Source organism: Pseudomonas sp. ChxA (assembly GCF_030263855.1).
Classification (GTDB): Bacteria; Pseudomonadota; Gammaproteobacteria; order Pseudomonadales; family Pseudomonadaceae; genus Aquipseudomonas; species Aquipseudomonas fluorescens_CB.
This window is the reverse complement of the sequence record NZ_JARPMK010000002.1, coordinates 1,520,513-1,538,875: the sequence shown is the minus strand read 5'-3', so window position 1 is coordinate 1,538,875 and position 18,363 is coordinate 1,520,513. Positions and strand designations below refer to the sequence as shown.

The 18,363-nt window shown below is 61.7% G+C and carries 18 protein-coding genes; 9 read left to right on the top strand and 9 right to left on the bottom strand.

Going from position 1 to position 18,363, the window contains the following annotated elements:
• Nucleotides 1–10 precede the first annotated feature (10 nt).
• Nucleotides 11–634 carry a CDP-alcohol phosphatidyltransferase family protein gene (locus tag P5706_RS32870; RefSeq protein ID WP_200431031.1) on the bottom strand — a complete coding sequence of 208 codons (624 nt, stop codon included), beginning with the start codon at nt 632–634 and terminating at the stop codon, nt 11–13.
• Nucleotides 635–1,101: 467 nt separating this feature from the next.
• Here P5706_RS32870 and hflK (P5706_RS32865) point away from each other — a divergent pair, with 467 nt between their 5' ends.
• The 8 genes from hflK (P5706_RS32865) to cfaB all read left to right on the top strand — a co-directional run bounded on the left by hflK (P5706_RS32865) (nt 1,102) and on the right by cfaB (nt 10,281).
• Nucleotides 1,102–3,027 (top strand): protease modulator HflK, encoded by a 1,926-nt coding sequence (gene hflK, locus P5706_RS32865; RefSeq protein ID WP_285684650.1) that lies wholly within the window; start codon nt 1,102–1,104, stop codon nt 3,025–3,027.
• Between the two features lie 9 nt (nt 3,028–3,036).
• A complete protein-coding gene (gene hflC / locus P5706_RS32860) occupies nt 3,037–4,032 on the top strand; it encodes a protease modulator HflC (RefSeq protein ID WP_425272315.1) in 996 nt (331 codons plus the stop codon).
• Nucleotides 4,029–5,063, top strand: a complete 1,035-nt coding sequence (gene hflK / locus P5706_RS32855; RefSeq protein WP_285684647.1) for a protease modulator HflK — start codon at nt 4,029–4,031, stop codon at nt 5,061–5,063. Before hflC ends, hflK (P5706_RS32855) begins: the two co-directional genes overlap by 4 nt.
• Nucleotides 5,060–6,946: a cation-translocating P-type ATPase gene (locus P5706_RS32850; protein WP_285684645.1), complete on the top strand. Its 1,887-nt coding sequence runs from the start codon at nt 5,060–5,062 to the stop codon at nt 6,944–6,946. Before hflK (P5706_RS32855) ends, P5706_RS32850 begins: the two co-directional genes overlap by 4 nt.
• A gap of 117 nt (nt 6,947–7,063) precedes the next feature.
• Nucleotides 7,064–7,318, top strand: a complete 255-nt coding sequence (gene bufA2, locus P5706_RS32845) for a BufA2 family periplasmic bufferin-type metallophore (protein WP_200431096.1) — start codon at nt 7,064–7,066, stop codon at nt 7,316–7,318.
• Between the two features lie 66 nt (nt 7,319–7,384).
• On the top strand, nt 7,385–8,230 hold the full coding sequence (gene bufB, locus P5706_RS32840; protein ID WP_285684643.1) for an MNIO family bufferin maturase: 846 nt from the start codon (nt 7,385–7,387) through the stop codon (nt 8,228–8,230).
• On the top strand, nt 8,221–9,009 hold the full coding sequence (locus tag P5706_RS32835; RefSeq protein ID WP_285684641.1) for an HvfC/BufC N-terminal domain-containing protein: 789 nt from the start codon (nt 8,221–8,223) through the stop codon (nt 9,007–9,009). The genes bufB and P5706_RS32835 overlap by 10 nt, the downstream gene beginning before the upstream one ends.
• Before the next feature lie 87 nt (nt 9,010–9,096).
• Nucleotides 9,097–10,281 carry a C17 cyclopropane fatty acid synthase CfaB gene (gene cfaB, locus P5706_RS32830; protein ID WP_285684639.1) on the top strand — a complete coding sequence of 395 codons (1,185 nt, stop codon included), beginning with the start codon at nt 9,097–9,099 and terminating at the stop codon, nt 10,279–10,281.
• Nucleotides 10,282–10,412: 131 nt separating this feature from the next.
• Here cfaB and cls read toward each other — a convergent pair whose 3' ends face one another.
• On the bottom strand, nt 10,413–11,852 hold the full coding sequence (gene cls / locus P5706_RS32825; protein WP_285684637.1) for a cardiolipin synthase: 1,440 nt from the start codon (nt 11,850–11,852) through the stop codon (nt 10,413–10,415).
• A gap of 130 nt (nt 11,853–11,982) precedes the next feature.
• Between cls and P5706_RS32820 the strand changes: the two genes are divergently transcribed.
• Nucleotides 11,983–12,504 carry a DUF3617 domain-containing protein gene (locus P5706_RS32820; protein ID WP_285684635.1) on the top strand — a complete coding sequence of 174 codons (522 nt, stop codon included), beginning with the start codon at nt 11,983–11,985 and terminating at the stop codon, nt 12,502–12,504.
• A gap of 231 nt (nt 12,505–12,735) precedes the next feature.
• Here the strand turns inward: P5706_RS32820 and P5706_RS32815 are convergent, their stop codons facing one another.
• From P5706_RS32815 to folE2, 7 genes are read right to left on the bottom strand one after another with little or no spacing between them, the layout of a single operon-like run.
• A complete protein-coding gene (locus tag P5706_RS32815; protein WP_200431038.1) occupies nt 12,736–14,073 on the bottom strand; it encodes a dihydroorotase in 1,338 nt (445 codons plus the stop codon).
• Nucleotides 14,074–14,076: 3 nt separating this feature from the next.
• Complete coding sequence (locus tag P5706_RS32810; RefSeq protein WP_017135756.1) at nt 14,077–14,637, bottom strand: gamma carbonic anhydrase family protein; 561 nt, start codon at nt 14,635–14,637, stop codon at nt 14,077–14,079.
• Nucleotides 14,634–15,047: a phosphoribosyl-AMP cyclohydrolase gene (gene hisI, locus P5706_RS32805; protein ID WP_170036636.1), complete on the bottom strand. Its 414-nt coding sequence runs from the start codon at nt 15,045–15,047 to the stop codon at nt 14,634–14,636. Before hisI ends, P5706_RS32810 begins: the two co-directional genes overlap by 4 nt.
• Entirely contained in the window at nt 15,044–15,922 is an 879-nt protein-coding gene (locus tag P5706_RS32800; protein WP_065932043.1) for a metal ABC transporter substrate-binding protein, read from the bottom strand. The genes hisI and P5706_RS32800 overlap by 4 nt, the downstream gene beginning before the upstream one ends.
• A gap of 11 nt (nt 15,923–15,933) precedes the next feature.
• Nucleotides 15,934–16,800, bottom strand: coding sequence for a metal ABC transporter permease (locus tag P5706_RS32795; RefSeq protein WP_186617229.1), 867 nt, complete (start codon nt 16,798–16,800; stop codon nt 15,934–15,936).
• A complete protein-coding gene (locus P5706_RS32790; protein WP_285684628.1) occupies nt 16,800–17,468 on the bottom strand; it encodes a metal ABC transporter ATP-binding protein in 669 nt (222 codons plus the stop codon). The genes P5706_RS32795 and P5706_RS32790 overlap by 1 nt, the downstream gene beginning before the upstream one ends.
• Nucleotides 17,465–18,361, bottom strand: coding sequence for a GTP cyclohydrolase FolE2 (gene folE2, locus P5706_RS32785; RefSeq protein WP_285684625.1), 897 nt, complete (start codon nt 18,359–18,361; stop codon nt 17,465–17,467). Before folE2 ends, P5706_RS32790 begins: the two co-directional genes overlap by 4 nt.
• Nucleotides 18,362–18,363: the final 2 nt, after the last annotated feature.

Below are 18,363 nucleotides of genomic sequence, written 5' to 3'. Positions count from 1 at the left end.
GCAAAAATCCTTATGCAATCGGAGAGGTTTCTTGTTGTTCTTTGAGGCCCTGACGCACGCGGTTGACCAAGGTGTAGGCGAGCAGGGCAGCCACCAGCCACATCACCGCATTGACCCAGCCGGCGCCGAGCCAGCCCAGCGCCACGCCAGTGGCGAGTACACCGAGCACGAACGCACGATCACTTTTGCCCATCGGCCCGTCATAGCGCCGTGAGGCACCCACCATCGGCCCCAATACACCGGCGTATTCGCTGAACACGGCGAGCAATGCCACCAGCAGCACCGGGGCCAGGCTCGCACCGGGAATCAGCGCAAAGGGCAGGATCAAGGCGCTGTCGGCGATCACGTCACACAGTTCGTTAAGGTAGGCACCCAGGCGCGATTGCTGGCCGAATTCGCGCGCGAGCATGCCGTCGATGGCATTGAGGGCCATGCGCAGGATCATCCACAGCGGGATCAGCGCAAACAGCCAGAGGTGTTGGGCAAAGCTGGCGATCAACAAGCCGACCAGCAAGGAAACGACGCCGGCCAGCACGGTGATCTGGTTGGCGGTGGTGCCGTTGTCGTAGAGACGCTGCACTAGAGGGCGCAGCAGGTTCTGAAAACGCGGTTTTAGCTGGTAGATCGAAATCATGACGCTTCCTTGTCCATGGACCCGCGAAAAACTGTTTGGAGTGTGCCGATTAATCTGTGCCTGCACCAGTGATGGCTCGTGTTTCTGGGGGTTTAATCACTTTCCAGAGAGCACCACAGAATAAATGTGGGAGCTGGCTTGCCTGCGTTGGGCTGCGAAGCGGCCCCAAACCCAGACACTGAGTACTTTCAGGAAAATTGCAGTGCCTTCACTGGGGCTGCTTCGCAGCCCAACGCAGGCGGTGCGACGATTCGACAAGCCTGCTCGCCACAGGAGAAAGTGGCGGCCTTCAAAAGTTGTGTAGATATCTATGCTGCGATGGCGGTGTATCAGGCCAACCATCAATAACTGGCAGACCGCTATCGCGGGCAAGCCCGCTCCCACGGGGGATTTGCGCTGTTTTCGGACAAAAATTTCACGCTGCGTGTTATATCGTAACCAATTGTATGTAAGCGGACGTTAAGTGGATGCAAGTGGATCTGGAAGCTGACGGCGCTTCGGTTGAAGGCCTTCCGCGTTTTCAACAAGGGTTGTTCCATGCCCGCCGATTGCGCCAAGCGGGTATCAGCCTGACGGCCCTGGCCGTGGCCGGTTGGGTGCTGGCGCTGTTTGTCGCGCTGTTTGCGCCGCTGTCGATCTGGCCGGTGGTGCTGATCAACTGCGCGTCGGCCTTGCTGGTGCTGGTGGCCGGGTTGCAATCGGCGTGGTGGGTAGCGGATTGGCGCGCCCAGGCGCTGGAAACGCCCACGGCGGAGTTGATCGAAGCCTCCGGCGAGGAAGTTGGCGCGTTCGCACGGGCGATCAATCGGTTTGGCAGCGGCGTGCTGGCACAGGTTGGCGCGCCGGTGCTGTGGCTGTGCGGCTGGTCGTTGCTGGCGCTGATCAGCATCATTGAGTTCTGGAACCTGGCCTTGCCCGCTGACGCGGTGGGGCAATCGGCGAGCATCGGCGCGGCGCTGGCCCTGGCGTTGGCCTTTGGCTTGCTGGTGTTCGAGCGCCGCTTGGCCCAGGAAACCGCCGCGCAATGGCCGGAAGCGTCCCAGCTGGCGCAGTTGAGCCGCGTGGCGATTATCAGCCTGGTGGTCAGTGCGATCTGCCTGCTGTTTGCCGGCCCCGAATCCGTCTGGCCGCTGCGCCTGGCGGTGTTGATGGGGCTGTTTCCCGCGCTGGTGGCGCTGGAGTTTCTGCTACGAGGCGTGCTGTCACTGTTCAGCCCGCGCCAGCCGCGCCTCGAACCGCGCTTGATGGCGCAAAGTTTTATCGCGGGCCTGCTGCGTTGGCCACCACAACCCTTGCTGGCGTTGCAGCACGAGTTGCATAACCGCTTCGGCATCGACCTGCGCCAGATTTGGGCGTTTACCTACATGCGCCGGGCGTTTCTGCCGGTGCTGCTGGTGGTGCTGGCGGTAGGCTGGGCGTTGACCGGCGTGCACGAAGTGCCCCTGCAAGGCCGTGGGATTTATGAGCGGTTCGGCAAACCCGTGGAAGTCTTCGAGCCTGGCTTGCATGCCGGGTTGCCTTGGCCATTGGGTCGCGTGCTGAGCGTGGAAAACGGTGTGGTGCATGAACTGGCCACCAGCGTCAGCGAGGCCGCCGTACCGCAGGTGGCCTCGGCGGAAGGCCCGGCGCCGCTAATCGCCAACCGCTTGTGGGACGCCAGCCATGTGAATGACAAGTCCCAAGTGATCGCCAGCAGCAGCGGCGACAAGCAGAGCTTCCAGATCGTTAATATGGATGTGCGTTTCGTCTACCGCATCGGCCTGACGGACAAGGCCGCGCTGGCCGCCACCTATAACAGTGCGGATGTGCCGACGCTGATTCGCAGCACCGCCAGCCGCATCCTTGTGCATGATTTTGCCTCGCGCACCCTCGATGAATTGCTCGGTGAGCAACGCACCAGCCTCGCCGATGAAGTGGGCCGCGCCGTGCAGGCGGACCTGCAAAAGCTCGACAGCGGCGTGGAGATTTTGGCCACGGTAGTCGAAGCGATCCACCCACCGGCAGGCGCGGCCAATGCCTATCACGGTGTGCAGGCGGCACAAATTGGCGCTCAGGCGCTGATCTCCCGCGAGCGCGGAGCCGCCAGCGAGCAAACCAACCAGGCGTTGCTGCAAGCCAGCACTGCCCGCGACCAGGCGGTGGCCACCGCCCGTGAAGTCAACGCGGGTGCCCAGGCGGCCGACCTGCGTTTTACCGCCGAACAAAAAGCCTACGCCACGGCGGGTCGTGCCTTTGTGCTGGAACAGTACCTGGGCCAACTCAGCCAAGGCCTGGCCAACGCCAAGCTGCTTATTCTGGATCACCGCCTGGGCGCCGACGGCGCGCCGACGATCGATCTGCGTTCTTTTACTTTGCCGGCCGACCCGATGGCGCCGCGTAAAGCCGTTCAATAAGGAGTCTGTCTGTTGAGCGCTCATTCTCACGATCACGGTCATCACCCTCATCATGGCCACCACCATCACCACCATGGTGACGAGCAGGCCGCTGGCCCATTCCCTTGGCGGCGAATGGCTTGGGCTGTGTTGCTGGTGCTGTTTGCCGTCGCAGCAGCGAGCCTGGTGCAGGTGCGTTCCGGTGAAGCCACGGTGATTACCCGCTTTGGCAACCCTGCGCGGGTACTGCTGGAACCGGGCCTGGGCTGGCGCTGGCCGGCGCCGTTCGAAGCGGCGATCCCGGTGGACCTGCGCCTGCGCACCACCTCCAGCGGTTTGCAGGATGTGGGCACCCGCGATGGCCTGCGCATCATCGTCCAGGCCTACGTGGCGTGGCAGGTGCAGGGCGATGCCGACAATGTGCAACGCTTTATGCGAGCGGTGCAGAACCAGCCGGATGAAGCGGCGCGGCAGATTCGCACCTTCGTCGGCTCGGCGCTGGAAACCACCGCTGCCAGTTTTGACCTGTCCAGCCTGATCAACACCGACGCCAGCCAGGTGCGCATTGCTGATTTTGAAGCACAACTGCGCCAGCAGATTGATCAACAGTTGCTCACCACCTATGGCGTGCGCGTGGCGCAAGTGGGTGTGGAGCGCCTGACGTTACCTTCCGTCACTCTGACCGCCACCGTCGACCGCATGCGCGCCGAGCGCGAAACCATCGCCACTGAACGCACCGCCGTGGGCAAGCGTGAAGCGGCGCAGATTCGCTCCGCTGCCGAGCGTGATGCGCGCATCGTGCAGGCCGACGCCACGGTGAAAGCCGCCGATATCGAAGCCCAGTCGCGGGTTGAGGCGGCGCAGATTTACGGGCGTGCCTACGCCGGCAACCCGCAGTTGTACAACCTGCTGCGTTCGCTCGATACCTTGGGCACCGTCGTCACTCCAGGCACCAAGATCATCCTGCGCACCGATGCTGCGCCGTTCCGTGCGTTGGTAGACGGGCCTAAGGACGTTCAGCCATGAGCGAGCGTGACGGCCCGGATAGCCCGTGGATCCAGGCCGGGCGCCTGACCTTCCTGGCGCTGTACGCGGTGACGGTATTGGCGGCGTTGGCCTGGGCGTTTTCGAATGTGCGCCAGATCGACCCGCAAAACCGCGCCGTGGTCTTGCACTTTGGCGCGCTCGACCGGATCCAGAACGCCGGGCTGTTGCTGGCGTGGCCGCAGCCCTTCGAGCAAGTGGTGCTGTTGCCCGCGGCGGACCGTGTGATCGAGCGGCGCGTGGAGAACTTGTTGCGCTCCGAGGCGGCGAACCAAGCCGACCGCGTGGCCAGTTTTGCCACGCCGTTGAGCGATGCGCTGGCCGGTTCCGGCTATTTGCTGACGGGCGATGCCGGTGTGGTGCAGCTGGATGTGCGGGTGTTCTATAAGGTCACCGAGCCTTACGCCTTTGTGTTGCAGGGCGAGCATGTGCTGCCCGCCCTGGATCGGCTGGTGACGCGCAGCGCGGTGGCCCTGACCGCCGCGCGCGACCTGGACACGATTCTGGTGGCGCGCCCTGAACTGATCGGCACCGACAACGGCGCCGCCGAACGCCGTGAACGGCTGCGCGGTGATCTGGTGCAAGGCATCAATAAACGCCTGGCGCAGCTGGCTTCGACGGGGTTGGGCTTGGGCATCGAAGTCACCCGCGTCGACGTGCAATCAAGCCTTCCGGGCCCGGCCGTCAATGCATTCAACGCCGTGCTGACGGCCAGCCAGCAGGCTGACAAAGCCGTGGCCAATGCGCGCACCGACGCGGAAAAACTCACCCAGACCGCTAACCAGGAAGCCGATCGGCTGGTGCAGGTTGCCCACGCCCAGGCCAGCGAACGCTTGGCCAACGCCCAGGCGCAAACCGCGACTGTCGCCAGCCTGGCGCAGGTTAACGACCCGGGCTTGTTGCTGCGTCTTTATCGCGAGCGCTTGCCGAAGATTCTTGGCCAGGCCGGTTCTGTCACCACCGTCGACCCTAAAGACGACTCCCGCTTGATCATTCAGGGAGCCGAGCAATGAGCGCACCCATGTTGACCTCCGCCGAGCAGCGCAGCGCTGCCCGGCAATTAACCCTGGCCATGCTGGCTCTGGGTTTACTTGTGCTGGGCCTGGTCTGGCGCTGGCTGGCGCCGGACCAGACCGGTGTCAGCCAATTGCTGCTGGGCGTCGCCTCCTTGCTGGTGGCCGTGCCAGTGATGCGCTCGGCCTGGTACAGCCTGCGTTACCCAAGCCTGCACGGCATCACTGACCAATTGATCGCCCTGGCGATGCTGGGTGCCTGGGCCACCGGTGATCTGCTGACCGCCGCGTTGTTGCCGATCATCATGATCTTCGGCCATGTGCTGGAAGAGCGCAGCGTGATCGGCTCCCAGGAAGCGATTCACGCCTTGGGCAAACTGACCCGCAGCCATGCGCGGTTGCTGCAGGCCGATGGCAGCATTATTGAAGTGGATAACGGCACGCTGAACACCGGCGATATTGTCGAAGTGCGCGCCGGTGATCGCGTGCCCGCCGACGGTGTGGTGCTGTCGGGCCAGGCGAGCCTGGACACGGCGCCCATCACGGGGGAATCGGTGCCGTTGGAAGCCAGTGTCGGTGTGCAGGTGTTTGGTGGTGCGATCAACCTGGATGGGTTGCTGCGCTTGCAAGTGACCCGCACCGGCAATGAATCGACCTTGGGCAAGGTCATTGCGCTGATGCAGAACGCCGAGCGCTCCAAGCCACCGATCACGCGGTTGCTGGAGCGTTACGCCGGTAGCTATATGGTGCTGGTATTGCTGCTGGCGGCGGTGACCTGGTTTGTCACCAATGACGCCCAGGCAATGTTGGCGGTCTTGGTGGCGGCATGCCCGTGTGCCTTGGTGCTGTCGGCGCCGGCCACGGCGATTGCCGGGATTGCGGTGGCGGCGCGCCACGGGATTTTGATTCGCAGCTCGGCGTTTCTGGAGGAGTTGGCGGACCTGACCTCGTTGGTGGTCGACAAGACCGGCACGCTCACCTTCGGCACGCTGCGCTTGCAGTCCATCGAAACCAAGGCGCCGGATCGGCAGGTGTTGTTGAGTCTTGCCGCCAGCCTCGGTTCGGCCAGCAGCCACCCGGTCAGCCGTGCGCTGGCGAGGTTGGCCACGCAGGAACAGATGTTGGTACTGACGGACATCCGCGAACGCCAGGGCCTTGGCGTTGTGGCGCAAACCGAACAGGGCGAGGCGGCGCTGGGGCGGCCGGAGTTGTTCGAGCAACTGGGTATCGTCACAACGGCGGTGCCTAACCATGACGGACCGATTGCCGGGCTGGCGTTGAACGGGCAGTTCCTTGCCTGGTTGTTGCTGGCTGACAGCGTGAAGCCGGAAGCACGCCAAGCGCTGCAGGAGCTGCGCGACCTCGGCCTGGGTCGCCAGTTGCTGTTAACCGGCGACCGCCAAAGCGTGGCCGACAGCCTGGCGCTCGACGTAGGCATCAGCGATGTCGAGGCGCAGGCCTTGCCGGAAGATAAGCTCAACCGCGTGTTGGGAGAAATCAGCAGTGGTTTCCGGCCGATGGTAGTGGGTGACGGGATCAACGACTCTTTGGCACTCAAAGCGGGCGTGGTCGGCGTGGCCATGGGCGCGGGCGGGGCGGACATCGCTCTGGCATCGGCGGACGTGGTGTTGATCGGCAGCGATCTGCGTCGCCTCGGCACCTGTGTGCGCTTGAGCCGTCAGTGCCGACATACGTTGCAGGTCAACGTGATCATCGGCCTGGGCTGGACGCTGGCCATCGTGGTGTTCGCTGCATTTGGTTGGCTGGGCGCTGCCGGGGCCATGATCGCGGCGGTGTTGCACAATCTCAGCACCCTGTTGGTATTGGGCAATGCCGGGCGTTTGCTACGCTTCCAGGAGCCGCTTTTGAAGCTGGATGAATAATTTTCAGAAATATTTGCACACAGCTGTAACGCCGGTGATGGACCTCACTCTAGTGGTATGTCGAGACTGAACAATCCGTTCAGACCGATTCCACTACCGATCATGAGGAATACAAAAATGAACTTCAAATCCGCTGCTGCTGGTGCCGCCCTCGCAATGGCCGCTGCTACCATGTTTGCTGGTGTTGTCACTCAGGCTCAAGCCGCTGACACCGCTGTGCACTGCTACGGCATCAACGCTTGCAAAGGCCAGAACGATTGCAAAACCAAAGACCACGCGTGCAAAGGTCAAGGTTCTTGCAAAGGCCAGGGCTTCCTCGCCAAGCCTTCTGCTGATGCCTGCATGAAGGCTGGCGGCAAAGTCGGCGAATAACCGGCAACGGGTGCAACCGCAGCGGACGCCCCCCGCCGCTGCGGGCACTTTGCCCAGGAGTGTCTGATGTCCGCTTCCCTTACAAGTCTGGGTTACGGCCTGGGTTTACGCAGTGAGTACTACCAGCAGATCCTTGAACAGTCGCCGGCCGTGGATTGGTTCGAAGTGATCTCCGAGAATTATCTGGTCCAGGGCGGTAAAGCCTTGTACTACCTGGACGCGATAGCCGAGCGTTATCCCCTGGTGATGCACGGTGTGTCCCTGTCCATCGGTGGGCCGCATGCCCTCGATAGCGATTACCTGAAACAAATCAAACAGCTTGCCGAGCGCATTCAGCCCGCGTGGATCTCCGATCACCTGTGCTGGAGCCGTGGCAGTGCCCATCAGTTGCACGACTTGCTGCCGCTGCCTTACACCGAAGAAAGCCTTTACCACGTGGCAGGCCGCGTGCGCCAAGTGCAGGATGTGTTGCAACGCCCACTGGTGCTGGAAAACGTCTCCAGCTATGTGCGCTCCAAGGCCGATGAGTTCACCGAGTGGGAATTCCTCAATGCCCTGGCCCATCTCACCGGGTGCCAACTGTTGCTGGACGTAAACAACGTGTATGTCAGCTCGCGCAACCACGGGTTTGATGCCTGGACGTTTATCCGCAGCCTGCCGCCCGAGAGCATCCGCCAGCTGCATTTGGCCGGGCATATGGACTACGGTGACTATGTGGTCGATACCCATGACCATCCGGTGTGCGATCCGGTATGGGCGCTTTATCAACAGACGCTTGAGCACCTGGGGCCGGTCTCGACCTTGCTGGAACGCGATGACCATTTCCCACCGTTCGAAGAGCTGCTCACCGAGTTGAGCAAGGCCCGTGAATTGGCTGCGACCGCCTTGGCCAGGAGGTCGTTATGCGCCTGACCGATTGGCAATTGGCCTTTGAGCAACACCTGTTATCTGAAAATTCAGCCGCCAACAGCGGCTTCGCCGCGACTTTGCTCGGCGGGCCGACCCTGGATGTGGACACGGGCCTGGCGATTTATCACAACGCCTACCTGTCGCGCTTGCAGGAAGTACTGCGCCATGACTTCGGTGCCATTTGGTATTGGCTCGGCGATGATGAGTTCGCATCACTGACAGAAGCCTATTTGCGCCGTTATCCGTCCGCCCATTACAGCCTGCGTTGGTTGGGTGAGCGGTTCCCGGCGTTTATAGTCGAGCACTTGGTGGCTGAGCAGAGCGCGCCACTGGCTGAATTGGGGCGGTTGGAGTGGGCGTTTACCCTGGCGTTTGATGCGCCGCAGGGTGAGCCGCTAAGCCTGTACGCCATGGGGCAACTGGCGCCCGAAGAATGGCCGGCATTGCAGGTCACCCTGGCGCCGTCGGTGCAGCAGATGCTTTGTCACTTCAATACCGTGGCCATTTGGCGGGCGAGCAAGGATGAGTCGCAGTTTCCCGACAGCCACGCGCTGGAGCTGGCGCAGATTTGCCTGGTATGGCGCCACCAGAACGTATGCCATTACCGCAGCCTGGAGCCAGCTGAAGCCTGTGCCTTGGCGGGCATGGTGACCACCGGTTGGAATTTTTCAGAACTGTGCGAAGCGCTGGTAGTCACTTATGCAGAGGGTGCGCCACTGCAAGCAGTGACATGGCTGAAACAGTGGATCCAGGATGGTTTGCTCGAGCGCCGAGCCCCATAGAGGAGGCCTATCAAATCGATAGCCTCCTACTTTGTCTTCGGATGGTCTACCCTCACTCCAGACGTCTGAAACAAGGGGGGACTACTCATGCTCGCGCAACTTCCACCGGCCTTACAGAATCTTCAGCTACCGCTGCGTCTTCGACTCTGGGACGGCCATGAATTCAACTTGGGCCCCGAGCCCAGTGTGACCATCGTGGTGAAGGACCCCACGGTCGTGTCCAAGCTGACCCATCCAACGCTTGATGCTTTGGGCGAAGCCTTCGTTGAGGGCAAGTTGGAGCTGGAAGGCTCCATCGCCGAGGTCATCCGGGTATGTGACGAATTGAGTCACGCCCTGATCGAAGACGACGAGGGGAGTCGTCCGGTGCGCTCGATCCACGACAAGGCTACTGACGCAGCGGCCATTTCCTACCATTACGACCTGTCCAACGAGTTCTACCAGCTTTGGCTGGACCAGGACATGGCGTATTCCTGCGGGTATTTCGAAACCGGCAGCGAATCCATCGACCAGGCCCAACAAGACAAATTTCGCCACCTGTGCCGCAAGTTGCGGCTGCAACCGGGTGAGTATTTGCTTGACGTAGGCTGTGGCTGGGGCGGCCTGGCGCGGTTTGCGGCGCGCGAATTTGGGGTCAAAGTGTTTGGTATCACCTTGAGCAAGGAGCAGCTGGCGCTCGCCCGTGAACGGGTGAAAGCCGAAGGCCTGGAGGATCGGGTGGACCTGCAACTGCTCGATTACCGCGACCTGCCGCAAGATGGCCGTTTCGACAAAGTGGTGAGCGTGGGTATGTTCGAACACGTCGGCCACGCCAACCTGGCGGAGTATTGCAAGACGCTGTTTGGCGCGGTGCGCGAGGGCGGCCTGGTGATGAACCACGGCATTACCGCCAAGCACACCGATGGCCGACCTGTGGGCCGTGGTGCCGGGGAGTTTATCGAGCGTTATGTATTCCCCAACGGCGAGCTGCCGCACCTGGCGATGATGACCGCCGAAATCAGTGAAGTCGGGCTGGAAGTGGTCGACGTCGAAAGCCTGCGCCTGCACTACGCGCGCACTCTGGACCACTGGAGCGAGCGCCTGGAAGACAACCTCGAAGCGGCGGCGAAGATGGTGCCGGAGCAGGCATTGCGGATCTGGCGGCTGTACCTGGCCGGTTGCGCGTATGCGTTTGCGCGGGGCTGGATCAACTTGCACCAGATATTGGCGGTGAAGCCTCACGTCGATGGCAGCCATGAACTGCCGTGGACGCGGGAAGATATTTACCGCTGATTCAGACGCACCGAAGATCTAAAACAGTGGGAGCTGGCTTGCCTGCGATGGCGGTTTATCAGGACTGGGCAGTTGCCTGACACACCGCCATCGCAGGCAAGCCAGCTCCCACAGTTGTATTGTGTTGTGGGTTAGAGAATCGGTGAAATAAGCCGCGCCACCCGCATGCCCAGTTGTTGCAGCCGACGGGTCTCGCGGCTTTCTTCCTGGCTGACTTCATGGGCCAAGGCGAAGTCGTCCAGCAGCATGTGTTCCACCTCGCTGGCAAACGTCTCGTCCACCGTCAGCAACATCACCTCAAAATTCAGCCGGAATGAACGGTTGTCCATGTTCGCGCTGCCGATGGCGCTGATTTCGCTGTCCACCAACACCACCTTCTGATGCAAAAAGCCTGGCTTGTAGCGGAACACCCGCACGCCTGCGCGTACCGCTTCGATCGCATAAAGGCTGGACGCCGCGTAGACGATGCGATGGTCAGGGCGCGATGGCAGTAACAGGCGCACGTCGACGCCGCGTAGCACGGCCAGGCGCAAGGCCGAGAACACCGCCTCATCGGGCACGAAATACGGGCTGGTGATCCACACCCGTTCGGTCGCCGCATGAATGGCTTCGACAAAAAACAGCGAGCAGGTTTCGTACGGATCAGCCGGGCCGCTGGCGAGCAATTGGCAAAGCACGCCGTCTTCGGGGTAAGTGTCCGGCAAAATCAGCGGCGGCAGCTCGCGCGCCGCCCAGAACCAGTCTTCGGCAAACGACTCCTGCAGGCACGCCACCACCGGGCCGGTGACCTGTACATGGGTGTCGCGCCACGGTGCCAACGGCGGCTTTTTGCCCAGGTATTCATCGCCGACGTTGTGCCCGCCGACAAACCCGGTAATGCCGTCGACCACCACGATTTTGCGATGGTTGCGAAAGTTGACCTGGAAACGGTTTAGCCAACCGCTACGGGTGGCGAACGCTTTGACTTTGACTCCGGCGTCGCGCAGCGATTGCACATAACGGTGGGGCAGGGCGTGGCTGCCGATGCGGTCGTAGAGCACGTGAATGTCTACACCTTCAGCAGCTTTTTCCTTCAGCAACGCATGCAGCTGCCTGCCAAGCTCGTCGTCATGAATGATAAAAAACTGGAACAACACCGCAGTTTTGGCATTGCGAATGGCGTCGAAGATCGCGCTGAAAGTGGCCTCACCATTGATCAGCAAACGCACTTCATTATTGGCCAGGCACGGCATGCGTCCCAGTTTGGGCATGGCGCGCAAGGAACCGTAGGCGCTGGAGTTGCGCGCGGCCAGGGCTTCGTCGACCCATGGGCGCCAGTTCAGCTCGGTGATGGCGGTGTGCATTTCCTGGTTGGCCTGGCGACGTGCCTGGATGTACGCGTCGAAGGTGCTGCGGCCGAAGATCAGGTACGGGATCAGCGTCAGGTAAGGCATGAACATCAGCGATAAGGCCCAGGCGATCGAGCCTTGGGCGGTCCTGACCGTCAGCACCGCGTGGATCGCGGCCAGCGTCCCGAGAAAGTGCAGCGTGGCAATGAAGTAGGCAAGCAGGTGCGGGCCAAAAAAATCCATGAACGACGTAACTCCAGGCAATCGAGTGCCTAACAGACCATGTTCCACGGCGAATGTCGCTATTTTATTTGCCGTGCAACACTGGCGGCTTTGCGGCGTCTAACGCCCACAATTACCCAGGAGTTACCCGATGAATGCTCGTCTGCTTGATTTGGCCATGGTTGTTGGATTGACGCTGCCCGTGGCGGCTCAGGCGCAGATGCTGGCGCCGGGCTTGTGGGAATTGACCACCAGCAATATGAAAGTCGATAACCAGGACTTGCCGGACCTGTCGCTGATCCTCGGTCAACTCAAGCAACAGATGACCCCGGAGCAGCGTGCCATGCTGGAAAAGCAGGGCATCACCATGGCCGGTAAAGGCGTGCAGGTATGCCTGACGCCTGCTCAAGTTGCCTCCGATTCGATCCCGCTGACCGACCCGCAATCGGGCTGCAAGCAGGAAGTGACCGACAAGACCGGCAACCAATGGAAATTCCGCTTCAGCTGCCCGAAAGCCCAGGGCACGGGCGTCGCAACTTTTCAGAGCCAGCAGGAATTTACCACCACGGTAAACGGTACTTTCAACGCCACCGGCGTCCAGCAGAAGGGCAGCCTGGACACCCACGCCCAGTGGCTGGGCAACGATTGCGGTACGGTTAAACCCCGCGCTTAAACTGTGGGAGTTGGCTTGATCGCGGCACAGGTGCACAACGATTGAAGGTTGCCACCTTCTCTGTGGCGAGGGAGCTTGCTCCCGCTGGGCCGCGAACAGGCCCCTGCTCTTTGCTTTAAAAGCATGGGACTGCTACGCAGTCCAACGGGAGCAAGCTCCCTCGCCACAGGTTACTTTTTACCCTTCAGCCTTCTTAACTGAATGGCATTAGGGCAAGCCCGCTTGCGTCGGTCAGCGCAGAAAATGCAAAGGCAAGCCCTGGCAGCTGTCGACCACCTGGCCGTTGTGCCACGCCAGGTGGCCAGACACCAGCGTGGTGCTCACGCTGTGGCGGAAGCTGCGTTCGGCAAAGGGTGTCCAACCGCAGCGGGCGAGGATCGGCTGGCTGCTCACCGGTTTGCCTTCGGGCTCGGGTTTGATCAGCACCAGGTCGGCCCAATAGCCTTCGCGCAAGTAACCACGGTCTGGGATGGCGAATAAATCGGCCACCCGGTGACTGGTTTTTGCCACCAGCGTGGTCAGGGGCAAATGCCCGTCGATGACCAATTCCAATAACGCCGGCAACGCGTGCTGCACCAGCGGCAGCCCGGACGGCGCTTCCCGATAGCCCAGCTGTTTTTGCGCCCAGGTATGCGGCGCATGGTCGGTGCCGATCACATCCAGACGATCACTCAACAAGGCCAGGCGCAGCGCGTCGCGGTCGGCGCGGGTCTTGATCGCCGGGTTGCATTTGATCTGGTGGCCGAGGCGATGATAGTCACGGTCATCGAACAGCAAGTGGTGCAGGCAGACTTCGGCGGTGATGCGCTTCTCGGCCAACGGCGTGTCTTCGAACAACGCCAGTTCGCGGGCGCTGGTCAGGTGCAGTACATGCAGGCGCGTGCCATGACGCTTGGCCAACTCCACGGCAAAGGACGACGAGCGATAACAGGCTTCGGCATCGCGAATCAGCGGGTGGGCGACCGCAGGAATCTGCTCGCCGAAACGCTCACGCAGACGTTGCTCGTTGGCCAGGATGCTCGGCGTGTGTTCGCAGTGGGCCAGCAGGATGGTCGGCACTTGCGCAAACAGCCGCTCCAGAATCCGTGGGTCGTCCACCAGCATATTGCCGGTGGAGGCGCCCATGAACACTTTGACCCCGGCCACTTCACGTGGGTCGAGGGCGGCAACGACATCGAGGTTGTCGTTGCTCACGCCAAAGTGAAAGCCGTAGTTGGCCACCGAGTGCAACGCGGCGCGGCGCTTTTTATCGGCCAGTGCTTCCAGGTTCAGCGTGGCCGGGCTGGTGTTGGGCATGTCCATGAAACTGGTGATGCCACCGGCCACTGCTGCGCGGGATTCGCTGTAGAAGCTGCCTTTGTCCGGCGCGCCAGGTTCGCGAAAGTGTACCTGGTCGTCGATCATGCCTGGCAGCAGCCATTGGCCTTGGGCGTCGATTTCCACTGGCTCGTTGTAGCCTTCAAGGCTGCCGGCGATCTTTTCGATGCGGCCGTTGGCGACCAGCACATCGGCGTCGAATTCCTGGCCTTCATTGACCAGGCGGGCGTTGCGGATCAGCAGGCGGCTCATGGCTCAGAACTCGTTTTGCAGGGCTTTGTAACCACGCACAAGGTCGACGTTGGTACGCGCGACGTCTTCGGAAAACTCCGAGGCGCTGACACTCACCGGCGGGAATTGCGATAGGTCGGTATTGGGGCCGATGCGGGTGGTGGAGGGCACGTAGAAGGCGGCGGGCAAGTCGCGGCCGTCGACCACCGAGTTGTGGCGCACCACGCAGCCGTCGCCGACGGCGCAGTTGAACAGCACGCTGTTGAAACCGATGAAAACGCGGTCGCCGACGGTGCAGGGGCCGTGGACGATGGAGCGATGCGCGATAGACGTGAACTCTCCAATCGTTACCGCCGCACCGGATTTGGAGTGGATCACCACGCCGTCCTGAATGTTGGAGTTGGCGCCGATGGTGATGGGGTCCATGTCGCCGGTGGCGTCGACTTCGTCGGCGCGGATCACGGCGTAGGGGCCGACGAACACGTTCTCGCCAATGATGACCTTGCCGCAGATGATCGCGGTCTTGTCGACGTAGGCCGACTCGGCAATCACCGGCAGATCGCCGGAAGGGTTCTTGCGGATCATGCAACAGGCTCCGTGATGATGTGGACGTGGTTGCCATCGATGGCGTTGTAGAAGCAAGTCGGCCGCCCGGTGTGGCAGGCCGGGCCTTGTTGGTCGACGATCAACAGCACGGCATCGCCATCACAATCCAGGCGTGCCTCAATCAACTGTTGCCAATGGCCAGAGCTTTCGCCTTTGCGCCACAGTTGCTGGCGCGAGCGTGACCAGTAGCAGACGTGCCCGCTGGCCAGGGTTTCGCTGAGGGCCTGGCGATTCATCCAGGCCAGCATCAGCACCTCGCCGCTGCCGTGTTGCTGGGCGATGGCTGCAATCAGGCCATCGCTGTTCCACGGCAGGGCATCGAGCACGGGTTCGAGTGGAAAGCGGCTGCCAAGGGCAGCCTCTTCCAGGTCGAGCATGCTCAGTGTCATGGCTTGCTCAGGGCGGCGCACAAGGTGTTGAGGTTGTACTCGAACAGCCCGGTAAAAGTGCTGGCCGGGCCTTCGGCGGCGAGGGCGTCGGAGTACAGCGTGCCGCCGATCTGCGCGCCGCTTTCGTCAGCGATCTGCTTGAGCAGGCGCGAGTCCTTGATGTTTTCCATGAACACGGCTTTGACCTTGTCCTTGCGGATCTGGGTGATCAGCGCAGCGACTTCGGCAGCCGAAGGTTCGCGTTCGGTCGACAGCCCTTGCGGTGCCAGGAACTGGATACCGTAGGCTTGGCCCAGGTAACCAAAGGCATCATGGGAGGTGACGATGCGACGGTTACCGGCTGGCAGCGCGCCGAACTTGGTCTTGGCTTCGGCCAGCAAACGGTAGATTTCTTTCAGGTAGGTCTGGCTGTTACGCAGATAGTCAGCCTTGTTGGCCGGGTCGGCCGCCACCAGTGCCTTGGTGATGTTGTTCACATAGATTTCGGCGTTGGCCAGGTTGTGCCAGGCGTGCGGGTCCGGGATGGTTTCGCCGTCTTCTTCCATGGTGTGGGAGATCACGCCCTTGCTGGCGGTGACCACCGTGGCTTTGGTTTCGGTGCTGGTGACCAGGCGGTCCAACCATGGCTCGAAGCCCAGGCCGTTTTTGATGATGACCTTGGCCTTGAGCAGCGCCTTGGCATCGTCCGGCGTCGGCTCATAGGTGTGGGCGTCGGAGTCCGGGCCGACCATGTTGCTGATCTGGATGTGGTCGCCACCGATCTGGTGGGTGATGTCATCGAGAATACTGAAGCTGGTGACCACTTGGAGTTTGTCGGCGGCCTGGGCCATCGACAAGGGCAGCAGAAGACTGAACAGCACGAGTAAAGCGCGCATCGGGAAACACCTCATTGGGATGTAAGAGAGGGCGGGCGGCGCAGCAAGCCGTGCACCGGGCCGAAAACCACGGACAGCAGATACCCGCCGCCAGCCACCAGCACGATGGCCGGGCCGCTGGGCAGTGAGTAGTAGAACGACAGCAGCAAACCAAACCACACCGACAGGCATCCCAGCACCGCCGATACCGCAATCAACACCGGCAAGCGCCGGCTCCAGAAGCGTGAAGCAATCGCCGGCAACATCATCAACCCCACCACCATCAACGCGCCGATGGCCTGGAAGCCGATCACCAGGTTCAGCACCACCAGGGTCAGGAATAACCCGTGGGCGAGTGGGCCGAGGCGGCTGACGGTTTGCAGGAACAGCGGGTCAAGGGTGTCCAGCAGCAGCGGTTTGTAGATCAGCCCCATGGCGATCAGGCTGAAACCCGAGACCCAGAGCATGCCGGTGAGGGTGGTTTCATCCACCGCCAGGGCGGAGCCGAACAGCAGGTGCAAGAGGTCCAGGCGCTTGCCGGCGATGCCCAGGATCAGCACACCCGCGGCGAGCGAGATGGGGTAGATGGCCGCGAGGCTGGCGTCTTCGCGCAGGCCGGTGCGGCGGGTGATCCACGCCGACAATCCGGCCATGCTCAGCCCAGCGCCGAGGCCGCCGATGGTCAGTGCAGGCAGGCTGATGCCGGCGAACCAGAAGCCGAGTGCGGCGCCGGGCAGGATGCCGTGGGCAACGGCGTCACCGATCAGGCTCATGCGCCGCAGAATCAAAAACACGCCCAACGGCGCGGTGCTGCACGCAAGCACCAGCCCGCCGATGAGGGCGCGGCGCATGAAAACGAAATCTTGAAACGGCATCCACAAGTGGGCGGCGAAGTGCATCAGGCCACCTGCATTTGAGGTTGCGGGCGGATCAGTTCTTTACTGGGGCCAAATACGCAGCCAGAGCTTTTGATTTGCACTACTTGCTGAGTGTGGTGGCGCACGGAGGCGAGGTCGTGACACACGATCACCACCGTGCGGCCTTCATCGTGCCAGGCGTGTACATGTTTCCAACACAGCGCCTGGCCTTCTTCGTCGAGGGCGGCGTGAGGCTCATCGAGTAGCAGCACCGGCGCTTCAGCCAGGCTCATGCGTGCCAGCAGCGCGCGTTGCAGTTCGCCGCCAGACAAAGCCATCAACGGTCGATGCTCCAGGCCGCTGAGGCACCAGTCTTCCAACACGGCTTGCAGGCGCTGGCTGCGTTGTTCCGGGGTGAGTTTGGTGCCCCAGAATCCGGCAGCCACCAACTCTTGCAGGCTAATCGGAAACTGCCGGTCCAGGTGTTGCTGCTGCGGCAGGAACGACAAGCCGCCACGGCGTGGAACATCCAGGCTGACGTTGCCCGCCAACGGCTTTTGCAGCCCAGCGATGACTTTGAGCAGGCTGCTCTTACCCGTGCCGTTGGCGCCAATGATGCCGGTGAGGCTGCCTTTTTCCAGGCACAAATCCAGCGCAGGGGTGAGCGGTTGCCCGGGTGCGCCCCAGCGCAAAGCGTTGCAGGTGATCATGCAGAGTCTCTCGTCCAGCGGCTTTCAGCCACGGCATCGTGCGCGTGCAGGCTTTCGGCGTGGATCACTTTCAGGTGGAAGGCTTTGACGGCATCCGAGCGTTTCAAGGCGAGGTTCAGGCGGCGGGCGGCGTCTTCGCAGAACATCAGGTTCTGCCCATTGGCCAAGGCGAAGGCTTGTTCGTCCGCACGTTTTACTGCGGTTTGCACGGCGGTGCAGAGGGCGGCTTCGACTGTGTCGATCAGGTCTGTGAGCGGCAGCGTGTTCTGGCTGGCGTCCAGTTGGATCGACAGTTGGGCGCTGCTGCGCTGGCTGTGAGGTGTGGCGACGATGCCGTTGGCGCTGCCGAGCCAGGTCAATACGTCTTCGTGCTGCAACGGCGTGTTGCCGAAGTCTTGGAGAAATTGCTGCTGAATCAACTGCCTGGCGAGCGCAGCTGAGCAAGGGCAGGTTGAGGAATAAGTAACGTCAATTTTTAGTTCCACGTGGAACATCTGGTTTTCCAGACGCGCTTCGATGCACACCGGGTAGCCTTTCCAACCGGCCAGCGGGCTGACCAAGGCCGGGCGTTTGAGTAACAAATCCGTGTGAATACGCAAGTAGGCGTTCTTAGATAATCCTTCATGACTCTCGAGAAAACGCTGCAGTACATTACGCAGAAGTGCAGGTGTAAGAAGCTGCTGGTCGAGCATTTCCAAAGCCAGGTAGAGGCGCGACATATGAATGCCACGGGCCTCGCCATCGTCCAGGCTTACGCCAGCATCGGCGGTGGCAGCCAGGCGTTGGCCGTCGATGAGGATTGGCAGGGCGATGCCGCACATGCCCACCCAGTCGAGTGGCAAGGCTTGCCGTGATGCCTGCGCGGCGATATCCGGCAGAGTCAGCGCGTTCATGA